General features: G+C 44.6%; 18 protein-coding genes and 2 pseudogenes. 17 read left to right on the top strand and 3 right to left on the bottom strand.

The features are described from left to right. Positions 1–85 precede the first annotated feature (85 nt). The 11 genes from LGT40_RS13845 to LGT40_RS13795 all read left to right on the top strand — a co-directional run bounded on the left by LGT40_RS13845 (position 86) and on the right by LGT40_RS13795 (position 14,187). Positions 86–1,735: an inorganic phosphate transporter gene (locus LGT40_RS13845; protein WP_226070856.1), complete on the top strand. Its 1,650-nt coding sequence runs from the start codon at positions 86–88 to the stop codon at positions 1,733–1,735. Between the two features lie 61 nt (positions 1,736–1,796). Further along, complete coding sequence (arsJ, locus tag LGT40_RS13840; protein ID WP_226070855.1) at positions 1,797–3,017, top strand: organoarsenical effux MFS transporter ArsJ; 1,221 nt, start codon at positions 1,797–1,799, stop codon at positions 3,015–3,017. 84 nt (positions 3,018–3,101) lie between these two features. Further along, a complete protein-coding gene (gene phoB / locus LGT40_RS13835) occupies positions 3,102–3,794 on the top strand; it encodes a phosphate regulon transcriptional regulator PhoB (RefSeq protein WP_226070854.1) in 693 nt (230 codons plus the stop codon). Between the two features lie 12 nt (positions 3,795–3,806). Next, complete coding sequence (phoR, locus tag LGT40_RS13830; protein ID WP_226070853.1) at positions 3,807–5,096, top strand: phosphate regulon sensor histidine kinase PhoR; 1,290 nt, start codon at positions 3,807–3,809, stop codon at positions 5,094–5,096. 137 nt (positions 5,097–5,233) lie between these two features. After that, positions 5,234–6,190: a PstS family phosphate ABC transporter substrate-binding protein gene (locus tag LGT40_RS13825; RefSeq protein ID WP_226070852.1), complete on the top strand. Its 957-nt coding sequence runs from the start codon at positions 5,234–5,236 to the stop codon at positions 6,188–6,190. Positions 6,191–6,353: 163 nt separating this feature from the next. Continuing rightward, entirely contained in the window at positions 6,354–8,630 is a 2,277-nt protein-coding gene (locus LGT40_RS13820) for an ABC transporter permease subunit (protein WP_226070851.1), read from the top strand. Positions 8,631–8,642: 12 nt separating this feature from the next. Further along, positions 8,643–10,310 carry a phosphate ABC transporter permease PstA gene (pstA, locus tag LGT40_RS13815; RefSeq protein ID WP_226070850.1) on the top strand — a complete coding sequence of 556 codons (1,668 nt, stop codon included), beginning with the start codon at positions 8,643–8,645 and terminating at the stop codon, positions 10,308–10,310. Then, positions 10,310–11,152, top strand: a complete 843-nt coding sequence (pstB, locus tag LGT40_RS13810; protein WP_285229317.1) for a phosphate ABC transporter ATP-binding protein PstB — start codon at positions 10,310–10,312, stop codon at positions 11,150–11,152. Before pstA ends, pstB begins: the two co-directional genes overlap by 1 nt. Positions 11,153–11,175: 23 nt before the next feature. After that, positions 11,176–11,892 carry a phosphate signaling complex protein PhoU gene (gene phoU, locus LGT40_RS13805; protein WP_226070848.1) on the top strand — a complete coding sequence of 239 codons (717 nt, stop codon included), beginning with the start codon at positions 11,176–11,178 and terminating at the stop codon, positions 11,890–11,892. 135 nt (positions 11,893–12,027) lie between these two features. Beyond that, the gene (gene ppx, locus LGT40_RS13800; protein WP_226070846.1) at positions 12,028–13,533 is read left to right on the top strand and encodes an exopolyphosphatase; all 1,506 of its coding nucleotides are present in this window, start codon (positions 12,028–12,030) and stop codon (positions 13,531–13,533) included. Positions 13,534–13,656: 123 nt separating this feature from the next. Further along, positions 13,657–14,187, top strand: coding sequence for a hypothetical protein (locus LGT40_RS13795; RefSeq protein WP_226070844.1), 531 nt, complete (start codon positions 13,657–13,659; stop codon positions 14,185–14,187). A 16-nt stretch (positions 14,188–14,203) separates the two neighbouring features. Here the strand turns inward: LGT40_RS13795 and LGT40_RS13790 are convergent, their stop codons facing one another. After that, positions 14,204–14,608, bottom strand: a complete 405-nt coding sequence (locus LGT40_RS13790; RefSeq protein WP_226070842.1) for a c-type cytochrome — start codon at positions 14,606–14,608, stop codon at positions 14,204–14,206. Between the two features lie 337 nt (positions 14,609–14,945). On the opposite strand from LGT40_RS13790, the gene LGT40_RS13785 reads away from it, so the two are divergent. The 3 genes and pseudogenes from LGT40_RS13785 to LGT40_RS13775 form a co-directional block, all read left to right on the top strand. After that, complete coding sequence (locus LGT40_RS13785; RefSeq protein ID WP_226070840.1) at positions 14,946–15,686, top strand: sulfite exporter TauE/SafE family protein; 741 nt, start codon at positions 14,946–14,948, stop codon at positions 15,684–15,686. 15 nt (positions 15,687–15,701) lie between these two features. Beyond that, positions 15,702–16,640, top strand: a complete 939-nt coding sequence (locus LGT40_RS13780) for a sigma 54-interacting transcriptional regulator (RefSeq protein WP_226070838.1) — start codon at positions 15,702–15,704, stop codon at positions 16,638–16,640. 130 nt (positions 16,641–16,770) lie between these two features. Beyond that, a pseudogene (locus LGT40_RS13775) lies at positions 16,771–17,436 on the top strand (thymidylate synthase); the annotation flags it as partial. 849 nt (positions 17,437–18,285) lie between these two features. Here the strand turns inward: LGT40_RS13775 and LGT40_RS13770 are convergent. Then, positions 18,286–18,912, bottom strand: coding sequence for a hypothetical protein (locus tag LGT40_RS13770; RefSeq protein WP_226070836.1), 627 nt, complete (start codon positions 18,910–18,912; stop codon positions 18,286–18,288). Between the two features lie 191 nt (positions 18,913–19,103). On the opposite strand from LGT40_RS13770, the gene LGT40_RS13765 reads away from it, so the two are divergent. From LGT40_RS13765 to LGT40_RS13755, 3 genes are all read left to right on the top strand, one after another. Then, on the top strand, positions 19,104–19,808 hold the full coding sequence (locus LGT40_RS13765; protein WP_226070835.1) for a DNA-binding protein: 705 nt from the start codon (positions 19,104–19,106) through the stop codon (positions 19,806–19,808). Positions 19,809–19,903: 95 nt separating this feature from the next. Then, a complete protein-coding gene (locus tag LGT40_RS13760; protein ID WP_226070833.1) occupies positions 19,904–20,500 on the top strand; it encodes a hypothetical protein in 597 nt (198 codons plus the stop codon). 201 nt (positions 20,501–20,701) lie between these two features. Next, positions 20,702–21,502 (top strand): undecaprenyl-diphosphate phosphatase, encoded by an 801-nt coding sequence (locus LGT40_RS13755; RefSeq protein ID WP_226070831.1) that lies wholly within the window; start codon positions 20,702–20,704, stop codon positions 21,500–21,502. Positions 21,503–21,585: 83 nt separating this feature from the next. On the opposite strand, the pseudogene LGT40_RS13750 reads toward LGT40_RS13755, so the two are convergent. Then, positions 21,586–21,957: pseudogene (locus LGT40_RS13750) on the bottom strand (LTA synthase family protein); the annotation flags it as partial.

Here is a 21,957-nt window from a genome sequence, read left to right as displayed (position 1 = left end):
CGTTACACAAGAGAGTACAACGGGATGTCATCCTGTCTTTAAACTGTAATAATTACCCTCATTTTTGGCAAAGCACAGGTGTCTTGTGGAAATCAAAACCCTTCATAAACTTGAAAAGCAGGCCTATAAAAAAAGCCACGCAGAAATAGCACGAATAGGTTTTGCCTTATTCTTTCTTGCAGCCATTCTGGCATATAGTTTCGCCACTTCAGGTGGTGTTCCCAACAATCTTTTTCTCGCAATCGCTGCTGTTTTCGGCGGTTATATGGCAATGAACATTGGTGCCAATGATGTTGCCAACAATGTTGGACCCGCGGTCGGCTCTAAAGCCTTGACCATGGGCGGCGCAATTATGATCGCGATGATCTTTGAAGCTGCCGGTGCATTTATTGCGGGGGGGGAAGTCGTATCGACCATCAAAGGCGGTATTATTGATATCAAACAGTTTGGTAATGATACCGACAGCTTTATCTGGGCAATGATGGCAGCATTATTGGCGGCAGCCTTATGGTTAAATCTTGCGACAGTGGCTGGTGCTCCGGTATCCACCACACACTCTATTGTGGGTGGTGTCATGGGAGCGGGTATGGCCGCCGCAGGGTTCGGAATTGTGGACTGGGGCACCATGGGAGCGATTGTCAGCTCCTGGATTATTTCGCCACTGATGGGAGGCATTATTGCCGCCCTGTTTCTACTGGCGATCAAAAAAACCATCATTTTCCGTGAAGACAAAATTAAAGCCTCTTATCGTTGGGTGCCTATCTACGTATCTGTCATGGCCTGGGCGTTTGTCACTTATCTTATTTTGAAAGGGCTTGGTCAGGTCTGGGCGCAATGGATAGAGCTCCTCAATTCATTGCCATTGGTTTCACTGGAAGCTCAAGGTAAGCCGGCTTTTCTGACAGCGTCACTGATAGGGCTTATTTTTGGCGGTTTTGTTTTTGCGTTAGTGAAAAAGACCTTAAAGCGCAATATGTCATCGATGAAAAATGATCGTCATAGCGTGAATGGACAATTTACCATTCCATTAATCTTTGCTGCTGCGCTGTTAAGTTTTGCCCACGGTGCCAATGACGTCGCCAATGCTATCGGCCCCTTGGCGGCCATAAATGATGCGATTATGACCGGTGGCATCACCGATAAAGCGGGTATTCCGATTTGGGTCATGGCGGTAGGCGCTTTTGGTATCGCAATCGGTTTGGGTTTATATGGACCGAGATTAATTCGTACCGTTGGTGGTGAAATCACCGAACTGGATCAAATGCGTGCTTATTCCATCGCAATGGCTGCGGCATTGACCGTGATTATTGCCAGCCAGCTTGGGTTACCGGTCAGTACGACCCATATAGCAATTGGCGGGGTATTTGGCGTGGGCTTCCTCCGTGAGTGGCTGGACGAATCAAACAAAATCGAACGGCAGATTGATCGTGAGAAAGCGGAAATAAAAGATGATAAGAAAATGCTCAATGCATTGCGTAATGAGCTGAAAAAACTAGAGAAAAAGCCAGCGAAAACCGTTGAGGAATATCAACGAATCACTGAGTTATTCCGCTTGATTGATGAAGAAAAAGCCGCGCTGAAGAAAGCTAAGAAACTGCTCAAGAAAGACAAAAAGAACCTGTTTGTCAAACGTGACATGGTGAAAAAAATTGTGACAGCCTGGGTGGTGACGGTTCCAGCTGCTGCCACATTATCTGCCTGTATCTTCTTTATGATCAAAGGCATTATGTTGTAATCAAACCTTCATCAAACTGACATATTCTGCGTATACCTCTCTATATCAGGACAGTTTGAATATGCTGGATAGGTTAAAAGCGTTACCCATTGCGATTCAGCAATACTTGGTGGTGACCTTCAGCTACTGGACCTTTACCATTTCGGACGGTGCGCTCCGCATGCTGGTGGTATTGTTCTTCCACCAGTTGGGTTACAGCCCGCTCGAAGTGGCCATGCTGTTTGTGCTCTATGAGTTTTTTGGCATTGTGACCAATCTGGTGGGAGGCTGGCTCGCCGCCCGGTTAGGCTTGAACGTCACGATGCATCTGGGTTTGTTATTACAGGTTGTTGCTCTGGCAATGCTGCTGGTAAATCCCGATTGGTTATCCGTTACTTATGTGATGGTGGCACAGGCTTTATCGGGTATTGCAAAAGATCTCAATAAGATGAGTGCCAAATCCAGTATCAAAATGCTGGTGGCCGATGACGCCCAGTCTACGCTCTATAAATGGATAGCAATTTTAACCGGTTCAAAAAATGCCCTCAAAGGGGTGGGGTTTTTTGTTGGTGCAGCATTATTGTCCTGGATAGGCTTTCGTGGTGCCATCTTTGCCATGACAGTGGTGTTATTCGTGGTATTAATTCTCAGCATCGTATTGCTTCAGCGTGATCTGGGTAAAGCGCAAAACAAACCCAAATTTAACGACATCTGGTCGAAAAGCGCCGCGGTAAATCGATTGTCATTGGCGCGTTTTTTTCTGTTTGGCTCTCGTGATATCTGGTTTGTGGTGGCCCTACCGGTATTTTTACATGCACAGCTGCAATGGCCGGCGATATACGTCGGTGGTTTGCTGGCAGCATGGGTGATTGCCTATGGCATCATTCAGGCTCTAGCCCCAAAACTGACCGGTTTTTCCAAAGGACATGCGCCGGATGGCTACCATGTCTGGGTATGGTCACTCCCCTTAATGGTGCTGCCTTTGCTGATTGCGGCGGCGATTTATTTTGAATGGGCAGTTTTGCCAGCTTTAACCATCGGTTTATTAGTTTATGGAGCTATCTTTGCTATTAACTCGGCGATTCATTCTTATCTGATTGTGTCCTATGCTGATGCCGCCGGCGTATCACTTGATGTGGGGTTTTATTACATGGCCAATGCAGCCGGACGTCTGTTTGGTACGCTATTATCTGGCTGGGTTTATCAGATAGCCGGGCTTGCGGCCTGTTTAGTGATTTCCGCTCTGATGATTTTTGCCGCAAGTATTATTTCAAAATTGTTACCACAGCAAGCTCGGCTTTGATAAAGGTTTCACCACTGTTATCAAATTGTCATATTTGCCCATTAAGCTTTACGCTAAGCAAAAATAGATTAGGGAATTTCGGATATGAGCATATCGGTTTTGTTGGTAGAAGATGATGCCGCCATTCGTGACATGATTAACTTCAGTCTGCGTCAGGCTGGATTTACTTGTGAAACGTCCAAGGATGGAGAGTCGGGCCTGGAATGGCTGAAGAATCAGCAGCCAGACATGATTCTATTAGACTGGATGTTACCGGGAATAGACGGAATCGAGTTTATCCGCCGTTTGCGCGCGAATGAATTTTTAGCCTCAATTCCGGTAATTATGCTTACCGCTAAAGGCGAAAGTGAGGATATGGTCAAAGGTCTTAGCGTCGGCGCTGACGATTACATCAATAAACCGTTTTCTCCTCCTGAACTTATCGCACGTATCAAAGCCGTATTGCGTCGTTGTCGTCCGATGGAAGACGATGAAGCTCAAAAACTGCAGATGGGCGAGTTGGTTATGGACACCAAAAGCCATCGGGTCTCAGTCAACGGTGAACGTATTGAGTTGGGGCCAACCGAATTCCGCTTGTTACATTTCTTTATGAAAAATCCAGAACGGGCTTATAACCGTTCCCAACTGCTGGATTTTGTCTGGGGTGACACCGTATATATAGAAGAACGTACAGTGGATGTGCATATTCGTCGTTTACGCAAAGCATTAGAATCCAGCGGCCATGACAATTTGGTGCAAACTGTCCGTGGTGTAGGTTATCGATTTTCCGCTGAGTAACGGAGTACGCTGATGCAATGGGATTATTGGCGTTTGCTGACCGTGCTCAGTCTGGCCGGTTTTGCCGGTCTGATCGTCGGACATATGATGACTTTCTTGTTTGTCGCAACGCTAATCTATGTATTCTGGTTGCAGAGCAAATGGTTCCAATTACGCACCTGGCTGGAAAAACCCAAGAAAAACAGCTCACCTCAGGCCGAAGGTGTCATTGATGATGTCTGCCGGCAGATTGAGCAGATGCGCGCGCAAAACAGCAGTCGCAAGAAAAAGCTTACGGGGTATCTGAAACGCTTTCAATCTGCCACGGCAGCTTTGCCAGACGCTGTAGTGGTTATGGGTGAATTTGGTCAAGTGAGTTGGGCCAACACCTCAGCAACAGAATTACTCGGCATCAGTTGGCCGCGCGATAATGGTGTGCGGGTGAATAATCTGGTCCGTGATCCGACTTTTCAACATTTACTGGAAATAGATTCAGATGCATCTGCAGTAGTTGTTGCACCTTCACCGATGAACGACCGGATTCAACTCGAGTTTAAAGTGGTGCGTTATGCCAGTAGTGATCGCCTGCTGATTGCCAGAGATATTACCCAAACCCAGAAATTACAACGGATGCGTCGTGACTTTGTTGCCAATGTTTCGCATGAATTACGTACGCCATTGACGGTACTTCGGGGGTATCTGGAAACGCTTGATACCGAGAGTGATCCCGACTTATGGCGTCAGGCATTGCCGGTAATGCAACAGCAAAGTCAGCGTATGCATTTAATGATTAAGGATCTGCTGGCATTGTCACAATTGGAAACAGGCGATAAACCATTATTGCACCGACCAACCGATATTCCCCGACTGCTCACGGTCATCGTGGATGATGCCAAACGTTTAGAGCATTACAAAGCACATCAGATTCATTTACAAATCGACAGTAATAAATGGTTGATGGCCGATGTTGATGAACTGCGAAGTGCGATCTCCAACTTGATATTCAATGCGGTTAAGTACACACCTGCCGAATGCAAGATTGAAGTGGTTTGGGCGGTTAGTAAGAATGTTCCCACCATATCCGTGATCGATCATGGTGAAGGCATAGAAGCACGCCATCTTGAACGACTGACAGAACGTTTTTACCGCGTTGATTCCGGCCGCTCTCGTGAAGCGGGGGGCACTGGCCTGGGATTGGCGATCGTTAAGCATGTGCTGCAACGTCATAATGCGGTATTAACCATCGATAGTCAGATCGGGCAGGGCTCAACTTTCTGTTGTATTTTCCCGGAAAATAAATTGGTTGAACCCGGGGATACCTAGTCATTTCTCGACTTTTACTCTGTCACGGGATTGTCATAATTCTTTCATATCATTGTCACAGTTAATCGCGATACTGCTCCGGTGCTCAACGCGATAAGCGTTGGAACTTTTTTTAAAACCCAAGGAGTTGAATCCTCATGTTCAAGAAAAAATTTGCTTTATATGGTGCAGCACTGGCCATGACATTTTCATCAGCCAGCTTTGCTGACGTTGATCCAAATCTGCCAGAGTATGAAAAAACCAGTGGTGTTTCAGGTAGCTTATCCAGTGTTGGTTCTGACACATTAGCGAACTTGATGACTTTATGGGCAGAAGAGTTCAAACGCGAATACCCTAATGTCAGTATCCAGATTCAAGCGGCAGGTTCTTCAACTGCACCTCCTGCTTTGACTGAAGGTACATCGAACGTTGGTCCGATGAGCCGTGAAATGAAAGACAGCGAAATCAAAGAATTTGAAAACAAATACGGTTATAAACCAACTGCGATTCCTGTCGCGATTGATGCTCTGGCTGTTTATGTACACAAAGACAACCCAATCGAAGGTATGACCATCGCGCAAGTTGATGCGGCATTCTCTGCTACCCGTAAATGTGGTTACCCTGAAGACATCACTAACTGGTCACAATTAGGTGTTGAAGGTCTGGGTTCAATCCAGTTATACGGACGTAACTCCGTATCAGGTACTTACGGTTACTTTAAAGACAACGCTTTGTGCAAAGGCGACTTTAAAAACAGCGTTAACGAGCAACCAGGTTCTGCATCAGTTGTTCAAGGTGTAACTAAATCAACTAACGGTTTAGGTTATTCTGGTATCGGTTATAAAACGTCAGGTGTAAAACTGGTTCCTTTAGCAGCTGAAGCAGGTAAACCTTTTATTGAAGCAAACGGCGAAAATGCAGCGGATGGTTCTTATCCAATGTCACGCTTTTTGTGGGTTTATGTGAACAAAGCACCTAACAAGCCAATGTCACCAATTGACCGCGAATTCATGAAAATGATTCTGTCTAAAGTCGGTCAGGAAGTTGTTGTGAAAGATGGTTATGTGCCATTGCCAGCAAAAACTGCAGCAAAATATATGGAAATGCTGAAGTAAAAACTGCTACATAAAATCACCCCGTACATTGCAAGATGTACGGGGTTTTTTTATCTAAACACGAATAGCGTTAATCAATTTGTCTGCAGATTGATTAGCAGTATTAAAATTAAGCAATCACCGTGTTGCGTACGTATTTCTTAAACGGAAACAAGATCAGATTATGGCTGAGCAAACAATTGAAACTAGCGTTATAGCGGCTGCTAATTCAAAAACGGCCCGTCGTCGGCGAAATTGGCGAGAGTTTAAAGACAAATTAGCCCGATTTGTTGTGACCGGTGGTGGCATCATGGTGATAGTCGCTATTGTGCTGATTTTCTTTTATCTGCTGTATGTTGTTATTCCGTTATTTAACAGCGCTGATCTACGAACTGAAAAGCAGTTTGAACAAGTGCCCACCAATAATGTTCATCTTACATTAGACGAATATAACGAAGTGGGGTTAGCGATTGATGAAAAAGCAAATTTACGCTTTTTTGATGCACATAATGGTGATGCTATTGCCAACTTCACTTTACCTATTCCTGAGGAAAACGCTGTTAACAGCTTTGCCGCGGGCAGTGCGTCTACCGGTATATTTGCTTATGGTCTGAATAATGGTCAGGCAATAGTTTTTCAGGAAAAGTACAAAATCAGTTATCCGCAAGGCACGCAACGCCTGATCACTCCCGAGATTCAATATCCTATCGGTGAGGAACTGGTCCAGGTCGATCCCCAAGGACAATCACTGGAGATGCTGACGGTTCAAAGTTATGACGATCTCACTACCTTAATCGCCTTAACCGCTGATAATCGACTAATGATGTCGCGTATTACCAAGGACGTGAATTTCCTTGACGACACTGTCTTTACGCTAGACACCGAAACGGTTGAAATCAAACTGGACAGTGCTGCTCCTGTATCAATGCTTCGTCTGGATATTGACCAGCGTGAGTTATATGTCATTCACGATGATGGTGATATTGCCTATTACGATGTGCAAAATACTGACAATGTCAGACTGATTCAACGTGTCAGCGCCGTGCCCGATGATGTTGAGATTACAGCGGCAGAATTTTTGACCGGCGGTATTTCATTACTCATTGGCCGAAGTGATGGTCAAATTGATCAATGGTTTCCGGTACGCGACGCGCAGAATAATTACACCATCGAACTGATCAGAAGTTTCTCCGAACAAACTGCCCCCATCCGCAGCATTCTGCCCGAACAAGCCCGTAAAGGCTTTGTTGTATTAGACGAGAGTGGTGATGTCGGTATTTACCACACCACGGCAGAAAGAAACCTGTTAGTTGAAAACATTCTGGCAGATGCCAACGCCAAAATGGCATTGTCTCCCAGAGCGAATGGTTTATTAACCGTTGCCGCAAATGGCGACACACAGTTTCATGAAATTCAAAACGAACACCCTGAAGTATCCTGGCATTCATTATGGGAAAAAGTCTGGTACGAGAGCCGAAGTGAACCGGAATATCTGTGGCAGTCATCCTCATCCAGTAGTGATTTTGAACCGAAACTCAGCTTAACGCCACTTACCTTCGGCACCATTAAAGCCGCATTTTACGCTATGGTGGTGGCCGTGCCGCTGGCGATTATGGGAGCGATTTTTACCGCGTACTTTATGTCGCCACGAATGCGTAACCTGGTCAAACCAACGATAGAAATCATGGAGGCTCTGCCGACCGTTATTCTGGGTTTTCTGGCCGGTTTGTGGCTCGCCCCACTGGTTGAAAATAACCTGCCAGGGGTATTCAGTATTCTGATTCTCACCCCGATTATGGTTTTACTGACCGCCTGGTTGTGGACCAAAGTACCAAAATCAATACGTCACCGTATCCCAGAAGGCTGGGAAGCCGCTATCTTGATCCCCATCGTGATTGTGGTGGGTATCGTGTCGATGAAATTAAGTCTGCCACTGGAAAATCTGTTGTTTGGTGGCGATATGCCTGGCTGGCTGGAATCAACCGGCATTGGTTATGACCAACGTAATTCATTAGTCGTGGGTATGGTGATGGGCTTTGCGGTTATCCCAACCATTTTCTCTATCACCGAAGATGCCATCTTCAGTGTGCCTAAGCAATTGACCATCGGATCATTAGCGTTAGGCGCTACGCCATGGCAAACCTTAACAAAAGTGGTGTTGCTCACCGCAAGTCCAGCAATTTTCTCGGCCGTGATGATTGGTCTGGGCCGCGCTGTGGGTGAAACGATGATTGTGTTGATGGCGACAGGTAATACGCCAATTATGGACTTCAATATCTTTGAAGGATTCAGAGCCTTATCAGCCAACATCGCGGTCGAGATGCCCGAAGCCGCGGTGAACAGTACCCATTATCGCGTGTTATTCCTTGCCGCGTTGGTGCTGTTTTCAGCGACCTTTGTGTTTAACACCCTTGCAGAGTTGGTTCGCCAACGTTTGCGTAAGAAATATAGCAGCCTTTAAACAGAGATCAGCATGTCTAATTCAACATTTAAATCCTGGTATCAAAGTGGCAGTCCTTGGGTCTGGCTCAATGCGGGTGCAGTTTCTATCAGTCTGATCGCCGTTATTGGCCTGGTTTTACTGATAGCGGTACGTGGTCTAAGTCATTTCTGGCCGGCAGATATTATGTCGGTGGAATATAACGAACCTGGATTGGAACCCACCGTTTTAATGGGGGAAAAGGTGAACCATGAAGTGGTTCCTGCTGAGCGGGTTCCATCTGATTACCCTTTAAAAGAAGGTCAGACGACTGTCGAACGGTATCTGCTGAAAATTGGTAATCGTGATCAGTTTGGGCTGGATTTTCGCTGGGTAAACAAAGACTGGATGGGGGAAATCAGCTATCCGAAAGACATCCTGGCGATTGAGCGTCGCGAATGGGGTCATTTTTACGGTTATTTATTGTCTGTACAACAACAAGGTGAAACGGTTGCCGAGGGTGAACAAGCCTGGCCTGAATTCCAGCAAAGGCTGGAACGCAGCAATAATCTGGTAGCTGAAATCAAATACATCGAAAAAATTGAAATCGGCAAAATCAACCAGGCACTTGAGTCATTACGTCTCGATGAACGGCGTCTGGAATTAGATGGTGTGCCTGAAGACAACCCTGCATATGCCGAGATCGAAGCGGCCAAAGCATTGGAAAATGAAAAATATGCCAAATTACAAACCCGGCTCAGTGAGTTAAATCAGGCTTTAGTCCGCGATCAAGTTGTCTTGCAAATGTCCAATGGCCAGGAAGTGATTTTGCCATTGGCCAAAATTGTTGATGTGGTGAAACCGAATGAGATGAATCGTTTGGAAAAAATGCAGCACTATTTTCATGAAGTATGGAAATTTGTTTCTGGCGAACCGCGTGAAGCCAATACCGAAGGCGGCATTTTCCCGGCCATTTTTGGTACGGTAATGATGGTATTGATTATGTCGGTAATCGTCACCCCGTTTGGTGTTATTGCTGCAATCTATCTCAAAGAATATGCCAAACAAGGATTTATTACGCGCACCATTCGTATCGCCGTAAATAATCTGGCGGGGGTGCCTTCAATTGTGTACGGCGTATTTGGTTTAGGGTTCTTTGTCTATTTCCTCGGTGGCAATATCGATGAGATATTCTTTCAGGCGAAACTCCCATCACCAACTTTCGGTCAACCAGGCTTGATGTGGGCTTCGTTGACACTGGCGATTCTGACTGTGCCGGTGGTCATCGTGGCAACCGAAGAAGGCTTGTCACGTATTCCACGAGCCATGCGTGAAGGCAGTTTGGCATTAGGCGCGACCAAAGCAGAAACCTTATGGCGCACGGTTATTCCTATGGCCGCTCCGGCCATGATGACCGGCTTGATTTTGGCGGTCGCCCGCGCGGCTGGTGAAGTCGCTCCGTTAATGATGGTAGGTGTGGTTAAACTGGCACCTGCGTTAGCGGTCGATTCCGTTGCACCGTATTTGCATTTGGATCGCCAGTTTATGCATTTGGGGTTCCATATTTACGATGTTGGTTTCCAAAGCCCGAACGTTGAAGCCGCACGGCCGTTGGTCTATGCCACAGCATTCCTGCTGCTATTGATAATTGTAGTGTTGAATTTAACGGCGATTAGTATCCGTAATCGCCTGCGTGAAAACTTTAAAGCGAGTGATAACTAATGGAAGCAGTCAATCAAAACAAATCCGCAGCACGCTCGATTGATATCGAATCAATGCAACGTGGTCCGAAACTGAATCTGGCTGATGAAACCGCCTGTATTGAAATTAAAAATTTCAATCTGTTTTATGGCGAAGCTCAGGCGTTAAAAGATATTAACCTGACCATTCCCCGCCACAGAGTAACGGCATTTATCGGCCCCAGTGGCTGTGGTAAATCGACTTTCCTCAGATGCTTCAATCGTATGAATGACTTGATTGATAACGTCAATATTCAAGGTGAGCTGCTGTTGGATGGTGAAGATTTAAACTCACCTGCTGTGAATGTATCTGACCTGCGTCGTAAGGTGGGTATGGTGTTTCAAAAACCCAATCCCTTCCCGAAAACTATTTATGAAAACGTGGCTTATGGTTTACGTTTACAAGGTATTAATGATCGCCAGACGCTGGATAAAGTGGTTGAAAAATCGTTAAAAGGTGCGGCGCTGTGGGATGAAGTCAAAGATCGTTTGCAATCGTCCGCAATGGGTTTATCAGGTGGTCAGCAACAACGTCTAGTGATAGCCCGAGCCATCGCCATTGAACCGGAAGTGTTATTACTGGATGAACCGGCTTCAGCTCTGGATCCATTATCGACGCTCAAAATTGAAGAATTGATTTACGAGCTGAAAGAAAAATACACCATCGTTATCGTCACCCATAACATGCAACAAGCGGCCAGGGTTTCTGATTACACCGCCTTTATGTACATGGGCGAATTGATTGAGTTTGGCGCGACGGATGAATTGTTCACTAACCCGAGCAAGAAACAGACGGAAGATTATATTACTGGCCGTTACGGCTAAGCTGCAGGTTCAGGAGATCCTTTATGGCTACAAATAAATCACAACATATTTCACAACAGTTTGAAAAAGAACTACAAGATATCCGCAGCCGTGTACTTGCCATGGGTGGCTTGGTAGAGCAACAAGTGTCCAATGCGATGGAAGCGTTGATCACGGGAGATGCCGATCTGGCCCGTCAGGTTATCAGTGGTGATGAAGACGTCAATAAACTGGATGTCAGCATTGACGAAGATTGCATTCAAATCATTGCACTGCGTCAACCAACTGCCAGCGACTTGAGACTGGTAACCGGTATTCTGAAAACCATTACCGATCTGGAACGAATTGGTGATGAAGCCGCACGTATCGCTCGAATGGCATTGAATCTGGCTGAAAAAGATCGGCCGAAAAAGAATTATCGTGAGCTGCATGCACTGGGCCAGCACGTATCAGGCATGTTGCATAGCACATTGGATGCCTTTGCCCGTTTTGATGTAGATGCTGCTCTGCAGGTTGCCCATGAAGATCGTCAGGTTGATGCCGAATACGAAAGCATTATGCGTCAGTTGATGACTTACATGATGGAAGACCCACGTACCATCAGTCGCGTTATTGACATGATGTGGTCAGCGCGTTCGCTTGAACGAATTGGTGACCATTCACGCAACGTCTCAGAACACATTATTTATCTGGTTGAAGGTAAAGATGTCAGACATTTATCCGTGGAAAAAATGGAAAAAGTGGTTAAAGGCGGCGAATAGTTTCTCTCAGCGTGACTCGGGCCCGTTTTCATTATGAAAGCGGGCTTTTTTTTTGAACGTAAAACGCAAAGTTCATAGCTTCCATGGCCTTAGTCAGGCAAAATGCCATCACCTCTGTTTAAGCAAGCTGAGTTTATGGAAACAACTGAAGATAATGATGTTCTGGCCGCTGTAGATCTTGGTTCTAACAGCTTTCATATGATTATTGCCCGTCTGCGGGACGGACATTTCCAGATAATGGATCGGCTGCGGGAAATGGTGCAATTACGTGCAGGTTTGGATAAGCAAAATATGCTTTCCGAGGATGCCCAGGAACGTGCAATTGCTTGTCTTGAACGATTTGGTGAACGGATTCGGCATCTTCCTGCAGGCAAGGTACGGGTTGTTGGTACCAATACCTTACGCATTGCTGAGAATAGTCGAGAGTTTTTGCGTAAAGCCCGTCAGGCTTTAGGTCATCCCATCGAAATTGTCACCGGTGAAGAAGAGGCCCGATTGATTTATATGGGCGTCTCCAGATCACTGGCTTTCGATAACAGTCGCAGACTGGTTATGGATATTGGTGGTGGCAGTACGGAATTTATTATCGGTGAGGGCTTGGAAGGTTTACGCCGTGAAAGCCTGGAAATGGGGTGCGTCAGTTTCAGTCAGCGATTCTTTAATGATGGCACAATCAGCCAAATACGGATGCAAGCAGCATTGCTCACCGCCGCTATCAAATTACGCTCTATTCAACGTCCTTATCAAAACCTTGGTTGGGTAGAAGCTGTGGGAGCTTCTGGCACCATTCGCACTGTTGCCAGTATTGTGACCGCACAGAACTGGAGTGAGAACGGGGCCATCACCACCGAATCCTTGGATAAGTTAATTGCACACTTGGTAGAAGCAGGCTATTACAGCCAACTGCAACTCGACGGCTTAAGTCCGGAGCGGGCCAATGTACTGGCCGGTGGCGTCGCTGTATTAAAAGCCTCTTTTGATCGGTTGAAAATTGATCGAATGATTGTCTCCGATGGCGCATTGCGTGAGGGGCTGCTGTACGATTTGCAAGGTCGTATTCAGCACGATGATGAACGGGATCGTACCGTTAATGCGTTGGCCCGTCGTTACCATGTCGATGAAGCCCATGCCGAACGGGTCAGTAAAATGGCCACCGAGTTATATGAGCAAGTGGCTGAAGAATGGGAAATCAATAGTGAGGATCAATTACAGCGACTGCAATGGGCCGCTAAATTACACGAAGTTGGCTTGGAGATTTCGCATTATCAATATCACAAACATTCGTCCTATTTGGTAGGGCATTCAGATTTACCCGGATTTTCCCGAGAAGAACAGCAAGCACTTGCCGCGATGGTCAGAGGCCAGCGTCGCAGTTTTCCCCGGAAACACATCAAGCAACTGTCGGATGAAATGCAACAGGCGACGATGCGACTGACGATACTATTGCGATTATCACTGGTATTTAACCGTGGACGGAGTGAAAAAACCGATACCCATGTTGGCCTCAGCCTGCATCGAAATTCATTAATCCTGACGTTGCCAAGCGGTTGGCTGCAGGAGCATCCATTAACCGAAGCCGATTTGGCACAGGAACGGCAAGAACTGAAAGAGATTGATATTCGACTGAAGATCCGTGACTAAGGCCACCGGCTTACTGTCACTTTGCCTTATGCATAGTCAGACAGAGGTAAAAACTCAGTCGATGCTGGATGGAATTTCGTTATCTAGATAACTGTCTATGTGATGTTGCTGGGAGACAATATTATGTGGCGAACAACATCGGTATTTATAGTCAGTTTGATGATCACGCTGCCGTTGGGGGCAGAAGAACTGCTCTATTTGAGTGAAACGGGTGATCGTTTCACCATTAGTCAAAGCAAAGAAGGCAAAAGCTGGGGGACCTTAATCATCAGTGATAATCACACAGCCAGCTTTGCACATAATGAATTGATCCTGATGCAACTGGATGATCAGCCGCCTATCTCGTTGGAGCATGGGAATTTAAGTTGTGGCTCTCCCGCAAAAGCGGAGCAGACAGTGTTTTATGATTTTTCAGACACAGATAACGGGCTGCTGGCCAAAACCGAAAAACAACCTCTTCCCAAAGGCTTTCAACAAGTTCGCCAACGAAATGTCTTTACCGCCATCACTGCCGATCGCCGTGCTGAAACAGTGGATTTTGTTCTAAGTGATGAAACGATCAGTAAGCAGCAATTAGAATCAATCAAAACCCTGAGTTTCCGCTTTGTTACCGATGATGGGCAGCGGCATCAAGCCCAGTTCTCAATGCAATGACAAAACGCAGAGCATTTTATTTGGCTTTTTTCGGTTTCACTTCGCCAATAGCTCCATCAGCACGGGCTTTTAAATAAGCATAAATATCTTCTATTCCTTCCATTACCTCGGGGTTACTTTCCCAAGCCGGCATCATGCCTATCTGGCCCATTTTGCCGTGAGAGACTGTGGCGATAAACTCATCTTTAGATATGACATTCAGGCTGTCAGCCAGATTGGGACCAACCATTCCCTGGGCAAAAGTGCCATGGCAACGGGCACACCAGTTACGATAGAGTTTATAGCCATTAAAGGTTGCACTATCCAGAACCTCGCCATCGGTAACCGTATAAGCTGGGTCTTCAGCAAACGTGAAAGAACTGAAAGCCAATAAACTGGCCGTCATGATTAACGCAGTTGGTTTGATACGATTAATTTGCATGTTTTTGTTCTCCGTAAATGTTAATAAACGGGTCAATAAGTGATGTATCCAGACATCCATTACAAGATCCAGTCGCCATCATCTGACTGAGCAGAGAGGTGTTAACAGCTGCTTTAGTCACGCTGGTTCTGTAACATTCACCCATTGCGAACCGTTCAGGTACGCGATACAACTATAATCGTTTTTCAACGCAAACTCCGCTAACCTGTTAGGGGGTAGTTTAGTAGATGCTAATAAATAAAAAATGTGTATTTTGCGGTAGATCTATGGCAAATCACACAATAAATTAAGGGTTAAAGTGTTAATCTGCCCGCTAGAAGTTTTTCAGGTTATATAAATGGATGCGCTTACCACGTCATTAGTTACCGCTTTTCTGCTGGGCTTATTCAGTTCCGCGCATTGTATTGCCATGTGCGGCTCGGTGATTGGAGCATTAACACTGACTTTGCCAGCCCATATTCGCGAGCAGCCACGCAAAATGCTGCCCTATGTGCTGAATTACAATGTTGGTCGTATTCTCAGTTATGCCATTGCAGGTGGCATAGTGGGGTTACTGGCTTCACCCTTGGCACAAATTAATGGTTTACCTTTTTTACGCTATCTCTCGGCTCTGGTGATGATCGGCATGGGCTTATATCTGGCCGGCTGGTTTCCCAAGTTTGCGCATGCCGAGAAAATGGGAGCTCCAATCTGGCGTAAGTTGCAACCTATAGGTCAGAAGTTGTTACCGGTACGCAGCCTCAAACAAGCCTTTCTATTAGGTGCCGTATGGGGGTGGTTACCCTGTGGTCTCGTATACGCCGGGCTTGCTGTGGCCGCCACTACGGGCGATGTTTGGTATTCGGCCGCGGTCATGCTGGCTTTTGGTCTGGGGACGTTACCGGCGGTCATGGGCGCAGGTATGTTCGCCGGTATGTTGGCTTCGTTGGCACGGAATCAACTGTTTCGTAAATTGGCTGGTGTCACCATCATATTGATGGCCATACTGGTGGTACTGTGGCCGCAAAGCGATCACCAGCATCATGGCGATACAGCGTCCACACCGGTCATAGATTCAGCAACTGAGCATCCGCATTAAGGTGATTACGCCAGTATGATTAGAGAAATGATCGGCCACTCTCCGCAAATCACGCATATTCAACGTGTATTACCGATGATTGCGTTAAGTGATGCCAGTGTATTGATATGTGGTGCAACGGGAACCGGCAAAGAGCTGGTCGCCCAGCGTCTGCATCAGTTAAGTCGTCGTGCTGATAAACCGATGGTCACGATTAACTGTGCTGCCTTGCCAATTCAGGATGCTGAAGTGGATTTATTTGGTCGTGCCAATGCTGAGGGCGAGGTTATTGAGCCGGGACGTTTATTAGCGGCACAGGGAAGTTCGGTATTTCTGGATGAAGTCGATGCCTTGCCGTTAAGCGTGCAGGCGAAAGTGCTACGATTTTTGGAAGCCGGCGAATGTCAGCTGGCTGGCAGTCATAAATTGCATGTTATTGATGCGCGTATTCTGGCGGCTACCAGTGTGGATTTGCCTGCTGAGGTCAAAGCCGGACGTTTTCGAGCCGATCTTTATTACCGCCTGCAGGTCGTACCATTGGAATTACCTCCGTTAATCCATCGGAGTGAAGATATTCCGTTGTTATTAAATTATTTTGCCAAGCAATTTGCGGGCAATAATGCGCCGCTCAGATTTAGTAAAGAAGTCAGCCAGCAGTTACAGCGCTACAATTGGCCCGGAAATGTCCGTGAATTATCCAACTTTTGCCAGCGGCTGAGTTTATTACAACCGGGCATTATGGTGCAGTTAAAGGATTTGCCCTTGGAAATGCAGCGTAAATCTTCTTCCGTCGCGCAGCAGTTCACTATCCCGCCTGAAGGAATTGATCTGGCTCAACTGGAACTTGATCTGATTGAACAGGCATTGGAAATGGCCACCGGAAACCGTTCTAAAGCCGCTAGGTTACTAGGGATAACCCGCGATACGCTGCTCTATCGCATGCAAAAGTACGGTCTGTCTGATGAAGGTAAATAATCACTTGCAGTGAGTTGCCTGTTTCTCGTTCACTGCCCAGATTCCAATGTTAAATAAACAGACTCTAGTCCGTGCGTCAAAAACGCTTTTGGTTTACAGTAGCGGCACAGTAATAAATGAGTAAACAGGCATGAAACAATATCTCGATTTACTTCGTGATGTGATGGAAAACGGTGTAGATAAAGGTGATCGTACCGGCACCGGAACCCGTTCAGTATTTGGTCGACAAGTTCGGTACGACCTGGCGGAAGGTTTTCCGCTGTTAACCACCAAAAAACTGCATATCCGCAGCATTCTGCATGAACTTCTCTGGTTTCTCAGCGGTGAAACCAATATTCGATATCTCAAAGAAAATGGCGTATCAATATGGGACGAATGGGCTACGCCGGAAGGAGAGCTCGGCCCGGTTTATGGCGCCCAGTGGCGCAACTGGCAAGGTGCGGATGGCAAACATTACGACCAGATCAGTGCATTAGTGGAAGGGCTGAAAAACAATCCCGACAGCCGTCGTCATATCATCAATGGCTGGAATGTCGCCCTGTTGCCCGACGAAAAGCAAAAGCCCTGGGAAAATGCTGCAGCAGGTCGAATGGCGTTACCACCATGTCATGTTCTGTATCAATTTTATGTGGCCAACGGCAAACTCAGTGCCTCGTTGTATATCCGGTCTAATGATTTATTTTTAGGCAATCCCTACAACACGGCTTCGCTGGCTTTTCTAACACATATGCTGGCCCAGCAATGTGATCTGGATGTCGGTGAGATCGTGCTGAGCATTGGTGATGCCCATATCTTTAAAGAACTAAAAAATAGTACACTACACTAAGAAATCTCTACTTCAGAGTAAATTCCTCAACACTCCCAAAAAAAACATTACTCCACAAAATCACTATTACATCATTTAAAAAAAGTATTCAGTAACATCTTCATATCTTGCGAATAGACGCTGTAATTCATAGGGCTAAGTGAGACTGTTAGGCTTGCCTAACGTGCATCCACAGCAAAACTAATTGCCTTCGTCTACGAGGACAATCCTGTTCTAAAAAATGGAATCTACAACTTTACTCTTTTTGACTAAATTATCCTCAGCACCTCTTTCATAGTTTCCATTTCCATTGATTAAGGCCAAGCACTAACTCAACTTCCTTCACTTTTTTCTGCAACACTTTGTGATTAGTTGACAACCTCCCATTACCAGATTGAATTGCCGACACTCCACAATCTTGCATGACTACTTCCACTAAAACAATAAACTCAGGACAACACCGCTTTGTACTGCCATCAAAGCACCGAATAAATTGCTAGACCAGAATCACTCCGCTGCAGCTCGAGCTACTATTTCAGAGCTTAATTAACTTAATTATGATATTCAATAGCTTGAAGGTTGGATTCAACAAATTCGAAAACATTCTAATTAATAATGAGGTGGGCTAACCCATATATCACTGTCGATATAATAAATGTAGTCATGAATTATCATCATTCTTTTGGAATAAAGGTTTAGGTTTATGTAAAAGAAATAAAATAGGATAACGATCCATTCGTCATGGGGACATACTCTTTAACCGAAAGAAATTAGTAGTAGTAATAGTTGTATTACTACTACGATTATTATTTAATTTGATATTAATTAAGCGGTTATGGTTTATAGGCCAACAGCTTCAAACAATCCATTCGGACCGTAAGTGGACTCAATAACTTTCCCATCCATAACCTGAAACCATTGGCTACGTTTCTCTGTTACATCAAATACATGATCATTGGGCATCTCGCCATAGCCTGATACAGCATTAAATATTACCCCGTAAGTAGCTCCAGTCATTACTAAACTTAAAATAAGCTGTTCTACGTTTTGTGGGTTTTGATAATCTTGGGACTGATCTGCAATTATAAAGATTGAACCATCTGGGTTATAAACAACGATGTCGATCATCTTTTCTATTGTAGCAAGCCTGATAGGTTGATGTAGCTCTACCCTTAATTTTGGTAGAAAACTGGCGAGCTTAGCAGCCCGTCCTCTTAGAGCCAGTAAATGCAACCCCCCGGGGTTAGGTTTTACTAAAGATGTTCTTGATGATTCCAGTATCCCACTTTGCCATCCCATTGCTTGCTCTACTTTTTGAGCTAGCTCTCTCGTGAAGTTAAACTTGCTGGAAGGTGAAAAAGCTTGTGACAAGTAGCTATAGCTCATGTCTAGTTTTTTTGCCAAGAGCTTTAAATCTCCCCGCTTTAACATTGATTTAATATTGTATTTTCTTTGTTCTGAATTCATCGTGTACTACACCCAGAAGAACCATAAAGTAATCTTCCAATATAAATATTTAATAATATTGAATAGTAAAGTTATTTACATATTGATATTCAATATGTACTATCAATGCCGTATATAGGTATTGTGTAAAAAACTCTCAAAAGCTCTATACCAATACTTTGTAATCCTTATTCACTATTAAGGTTATCAATATGGATAATGTAAAACTTCGTCGGCCTAAGATTACTCAAGATGCCTTTGATCAATGCATTAAAGTATTACTTGATAAAAACATTGAGCCTACAGTCACCAGAATTGTGAAAGAGATAGGCGGCTCTTTCAATACTATTTCTCCAATGTTTGAAAAATGGAGAACAGAAAAAAAACAGTCCTTATATGATTCAGCTGTTCCAGACTTCGTCCAACTTGCATCTGAGAAGATGGGAAAGGAATGGTGGACAATGGTACAGCATGACGTCACTGATAGAATACAACGAGTCGAAAATGATGCTCAGATGAGAGTAAATGAGCTTAAAAAAGAATGTGATGAATACTTAGTGTCTATTGTCGAGTTTGAAGAAACCTTGGATTTAAAGATCGTTGAAATTGAGAAGTTAAAGCAAACTCACGCTCATGCAATCAAGCTTGTTCATTCTCAAGTTGAAGAATATAAAGAGCTCCATTCTGAGTCACAAAAAAGGTATCAAGCACTGGTTGAAGCTAGCAGTATTGAAAGAGACACAATAAAAGCTGAATTCAATAAGGAAAAAGAAAAAATTAATGCTCAGTTTGAAAAACAAACCCAATATGAAAAATCAATGACTGAAAAAATGGAGAAAACACTTAGAGACCTCATTGATGAAAAAGAGAAAACTATCCAAGCACTGAACACAAAGTTGAGTAAAGCGAGCAAATGAATATTGGTTCTAGATCTAACTGAGGAGTCAAAATTGAAGGTACTTCATAGTGATTGTATAGACGAAATGTAAGTTACTTTTATTTTTGCCATCAAATGAACACTCAAACACCTTTAACTAGACAGCAATTATATGATTTAGTCTGGACAACTCCCATTTCTTCGCTTGCTAAACAATTTGGGTTGAGTGATAAAGGTCTAACCAAAAAATGCATTAAACATAAAATTCCCACCCCATCTTTGGGTTATTGGGCAAAAGTGAAAAATGGCAAAAAAACACGCAAGATGCTTTTGCCAAAATTAAAAGATAAGGAAAAGCACTTGGATACGGTGCATTTCAGGAGGTCGAGCTGGGAAGATCCTCTCGTAAGTCAAGTCAAAAAGAAGTTCAAGTCCAAATCCATTGTTCATAATGCTATAAGCACAAATGGTAAGCCGCACTTAATTCGAACTTACCATCCGTATATTGCCAACCTTCGTAAAAAGGTTGGAAAACCCCTTAGCTTTGATAAGTATTCCCGGGTGACATTCTCATCCTGTCCAAATATGGGCATTAAAGTATCAAAGTCATCTTTCGACAGGACATGTCAGTTCCTTGAGGTGCTCATCCGTACGTGTAAGCCAATGGGCATCGACTTAGTTATATTGACGGAGCAGCTTGACTCATCAAAAAAATCCGTCTTAAAACATTGACCTGCCCCTATCATCTAGTCCAATCTCTGCTTAGTAATGTCCTATTTGGTTCTGTTTTTGTCATGACTGCCGGAAATTTCGATAGGTTTAATGAGATCTATACCATTAGCTGCATTACAATACGAAACGGCTTTATTAATTTAAAGATTTTAACTTCATATATTAATAATCTATCTGGCGAAATAATCTTAGGACAGATCTTTGGACACTTTACATACCATCTTGTTAGGCATTATTCAGGGTATAACGGAGTTTCTACCTATTTCAAGTTCGGCACATTTAATTTTGGCTCCAATAGTTATGGGATGGTCAGATCAGGGAATTGCTTTTGATCTTGCAGTCCACCTTGGCACTTTACTAGCAGTAATGTTGTATTTCTACAGTGATATAAGGATGATAGCCCAAGATAGTTTTACCTCAGCCAAACAGCGACAGTTTATTGGCCAGGGAAGATTAGGATTATTCTTACTAATAGGAACATTGCCAGCGGCTGTTGCCGGACTTTTGCTTCTGGATCTTATCGATAGCCAACTTCGCTCCATTGAGCTTATTTGTTTCACAACATTATTTTTTGGTTTACTTCTGGGGTGGGCTGACTGGCGTCCTAAACGAAATCGTCAGATTGATACTCTGGACTGGAAAGATGCCTTACTAATAGGTTTGGCTCAAGCTATTTCATTGATCCCCGGAACTTCACGTTCTGGTGCAACTATAACTGCTGGGTTGCTACTAGGACTTAATCGCGAAGCAGCTTCTCGCTTTTCATTCTTATTAGCCATCCCAATTACAGCACTTGCTGCTTCAGCAAAGCTTGTGGATGTGGCTATGAGTGACATATCACTCAATTGGCTTTCTTTTGCCATCGGTGCCATTACGGCATTTATCACAGCACTGACCGCTATCCATCTTTTTCTTAAATGGCTCAATTATTTCGGTATGTGGCCTTATGTTATCTACCGCGTATTCCTGGCTGCTGTGATTTACTTTTTACTCATTAAATAAAAAAGACGATAGCTGAGGTACCGAAGAGATAGGAAGTGCTTGGATTTTGATAAAGCTTACTTACGAAGCGAGGTGGCACTTTACTACCTATAAGCTGGGTGACCAAGCGGCATATCGTAACGCTGTTGCCGATAGAGCCATGATGGTAGCAAAACATGTGCTAAAGCTTCGTGTTCATCTTCCTCTTTGGCTGGGCCAACAATTTCTAGTTGTCGTGTATCAGGTGAATAGTGGCCTTCTAACGCTTCTTTTTGTGGTCTTAAAATGGTCACCTTTTCTCCCTGCATCAATGCAAAATAATCAGCAAACTGCATTAGAGCTCGTCCTATGGATTGATGCTCTTCAGGACGGCTCAAATCACGTCCGATCATCGGCGTTTCAGCTGAAATGCCCATCAGCGACAATAAAGTCGGGGCCATATCAATCTGACTTGCCACTGTCTTAATTCTCTTTGG

Origin of the sequence: Methylophaga pinxianii (assembly GCF_020447225.1) — a bacterium.
In the GTDB taxonomy this organism is placed as follows: Bacteria; Pseudomonadota; Gammaproteobacteria; order Nitrosococcales; family Methylophagaceae; genus Methylophaga; species Methylophaga pinxianii.
This window is presented reverse-complemented; position numbering and strand designations above follow the sequence as displayed.

Excerpts from the sequence above, each read along its gene's own strand:
- pstA (WP_226070850.1), top strand. The coding sequence starts at position 8,643 with ATGTCTAATTCAACATTTAAATCCTGGTATCAAAGTGGCAGTCCTTGG.
- LGT40_RS13785 (WP_226070840.1), top strand. The coding sequence starts at position 14,946 with ATGGATGCGCTTACCACGTCATTAGTTACCGCTTTTCTGCTGGGCTTA.
- LGT40_RS13795 (WP_226070844.1), top strand. The coding sequence starts at position 13,657 with ATGTGGCGAACAACATCGGTATTTATAGTCAGTTTGATGATCACGCTG.
- LGT40_RS13760 (WP_226070833.1), top strand. The coding sequence starts at position 19,904 with ATGAACACTCAAACACCTTTAACTAGACAGCAATTATATGATTTAGTC.
- LGT40_RS13825 (WP_226070852.1), top strand. The coding sequence starts at position 5,234 with ATGTTCAAGAAAAAATTTGCTTTATATGGTGCAGCACTGGCCATGACA.
- LGT40_RS13820 (WP_226070851.1), top strand. The coding sequence starts at position 6,354 with ATGGCTGAGCAAACAATTGAAACTAGCGTTATAGCGGCTGCTAATTCA.
- LGT40_RS13770 (WP_226070836.1), bottom strand. The coding sequence starts at position 18,912 with ATGAATTCAGAACAAAGAAAATACAATATTAAATCAATGTTAAAGCGG.
- arsJ (WP_226070855.1), top strand. The coding sequence starts at position 1,797 with ATGCTGGATAGGTTAAAAGCGTTACCCATTGCGATTCAGCAATACTTG.
- pstB (WP_285229317.1), top strand. The coding sequence starts at position 10,310 with ATGGAAGCAGTCAATCAAAACAAATCCGCAGCACGCTCGATTGATATC.
- phoB (WP_226070854.1), top strand. The coding sequence starts at position 3,102 with ATGAGCATATCGGTTTTGTTGGTAGAAGATGATGCCGCCATTCGTGAC.
- LGT40_RS13780 (WP_226070838.1), top strand. The coding sequence starts at position 15,702 with ATGATTAGAGAAATGATCGGCCACTCTCCGCAAATCACGCATATTCAA.
- LGT40_RS13765 (WP_226070835.1), top strand. The coding sequence starts at position 19,104 with ATGGATAATGTAAAACTTCGTCGGCCTAAGATTACTCAAGATGCCTTT.
- ppx (WP_226070846.1), top strand. The coding sequence starts at position 12,028 with ATGGAAACAACTGAAGATAATGATGTTCTGGCCGCTGTAGATCTTGGT.
- phoR (WP_226070853.1), top strand. The coding sequence starts at position 3,807 with ATGCAATGGGATTATTGGCGTTTGCTGACCGTGCTCAGTCTGGCCGGT.
- LGT40_RS13790 (WP_226070842.1), bottom strand. The coding sequence starts at position 14,608 with ATGCAAATTAATCGTATCAAACCAACTGCGTTAATCATGACGGCCAGT.
- phoU (WP_226070848.1), top strand. The coding sequence starts at position 11,176 with ATGGCTACAAATAAATCACAACATATTTCACAACAGTTTGAAAAAGAA.